Annotated in this window: 2 protein-coding genes; both read right to left on the reverse strand. The window is 42.0% G+C overall.

Features of this window, described 5'->3' with window-relative positions; all coding sequences use genetic code 11:
* Window positions 1-283: 283 nt before the first annotated feature.
* Window positions 284-1,219, reverse strand: a complete 936-nt coding sequence (gene rarD, locus WB217_RS07620) for an EamA family transporter RarD (protein WP_423992154.1) — start codon at window positions 1,217-1,219, stop codon at window positions 284-286.
* Between the two features lie 307 nt (window positions 1,220-1,526).
* Window positions 1,527-1,844, reverse strand: coding sequence for an iron-sulfur cluster biosynthesis family protein (locus tag WB217_RS07625; RefSeq protein WP_423992156.1), 318 nt, complete (start codon window positions 1,842-1,844; stop codon window positions 1,527-1,529).
* Window positions 1,845-1,929: the final 85 nt, after the last annotated feature.

Genomic DNA, 1,929 nt, shown 5'->3' on the forward strand with positions numbered 1-1,929 from the left:
AGGAACGGCGACGTTGCCACGTCCTGTGGCAACGTTGCCGTCAGCACATCCTGTGCAAGTCCGACAAGCGCTGGCCGACTAAAACCGCCACGTCCTGTGGCAATGTCGGCACTAGGACATCGCGTCCGTCGGAGGGCCTGACAGTGAAGTCGTTCTTTGACTTCATTGGCAGGACCGAAGCGACTCGAGGGGCTAGGCGCTGGAGCAGGCCATTTCTCGAAGTGAATTTTATACTTTCTTATCTTATAAAATAAGAGCCGCGGAATATCCGCAGCTCTTATTTTTACATATGCATTTCCTTTTCCTTTTTCCATCTCACACTCATAGCAGTCCCAAGCTTCGTCCTAGATAGTGAATAAAGGATCAACGCAGACCAGATGAAGGTAAAAGCTAACAGATGAGTCATTGAGAAAGTTTCATGGTAGACAAAGATCCCAAGGATCAGGGTTATAGTTGGAGCAATATATTGAAGGATTCCTAGTGTTGCCAGCGGAATTCTTTGGGCACCTTTGGCGAAATACAACAATGGTACGGCAGTAGCTGCGCCCGCGCCAGCAAGCAGCAGACTTGTCGTCCAAGAACCAGCAAATAGCGAGCTGGAGCCTTGGAAAAACAAGTATCCAATATAAATTCCAGCAAGCGGCATAACAACAAGTGTTTCAAGTGCAAGGCCTACAGCGGAATCAACTTTTATCAATTTCTTCGCAAGCCCATAAAGCCCGAAAGAAATCGCAAGTGAAACAGCGATCCAAGGAAACTGGCCATAAGATATCGTCATGATCACTACGCCAGCTCCTGCCAAAGCAAAAGATGCATATTGCATTAAGGTCAGTCTTTCCTTCAGGAAGACCATGCCCAGAAGCACACTGACAAGCGGGTTAATATAATAGCCAAGGCTCGCTTCTATCATCTGGTCCGTATTGACGGCCCAAATGTAGATGAACCAGTTAATGCTGATCAGCAATGATGCTACTGCCAAGGCTGCAAATTGCTTTTTATTTTTAGCAAGGCCGCGCATTGTTAAGGTAAATAGGCTCCATTTCTTGTTGAAGAACAGAACAGCTGCTACGAAAAAGAACGACCAAAATACCCGGTTAGCGAGGATCTCATCGGCATTCACGTGATGAAGCAGCTTCCAGTAAACCGGAAGTATACCCCATAAAATATAAGAAAAAGCTGCATATAAAACGCCAGCTTGCTGTTCGGTCCTATTATTCATTTGTTAACACCCCTAATCCTTCTAGACTCGAAATAATATCATTATAAGGGGGAACAACTGAACTGACAATCTTTTTCTTAAACAAAGGTTAGACAGTAGACGCAAACCGGCAAGCACCTCAGATATTTTATCAATCCGCTTGAAATAGTTTTTTTCTGCCTTTAGTTGTCATTATTCATAAATAGTCATTAATCCTGCCCTGCATCGCACTATCTCTACATTTTCAATGTCCATACTACTTTCATCCCTTAATGGGCAGCCATCTATGTGTAACAAAAAAAATAACCCCACGGGGCTATTTCATTAACTAACTGTTCTTATATTTCAGCTTAAAATTATAACCAAAGGTTTCTTCCGCTGAGGATATTTTATAGCCTAATCCCGGCTTATAATCTAAAAATATTTTATCAGGCAGTGATTCTATGGATTTCTTTGGAACGAAGAAATTAATTCCTTTTTCATTTATTACTAGATCATTTTCTTGCATTTCTTCTATGTGAAGCTCAATGTCTGTAGCAATCGAGCAAGTGCCTACAAACTCAGCTAATATTCTTATTCCTTCGTCTTGGCCGAAATCAATCTTCGTCAGTTCGTTTAATGCGGGCTTTCTAATTTCTATTTTCACAGTTGATCATCCTTTCTTTTACATATATATACCCAAGTTATTATGAGAAAACAATTGCTGGCATATAAAAAAGGCAGGCCTAAAC

Origin of the sequence: Mesobacillus sp., assembly GCF_049588175.1 — a bacterium.
In the GTDB taxonomy this organism is placed as follows: Bacteria; Bacillota; Bacilli; order Bacillales; family Cytobacillaceae; genus Mesobacillus.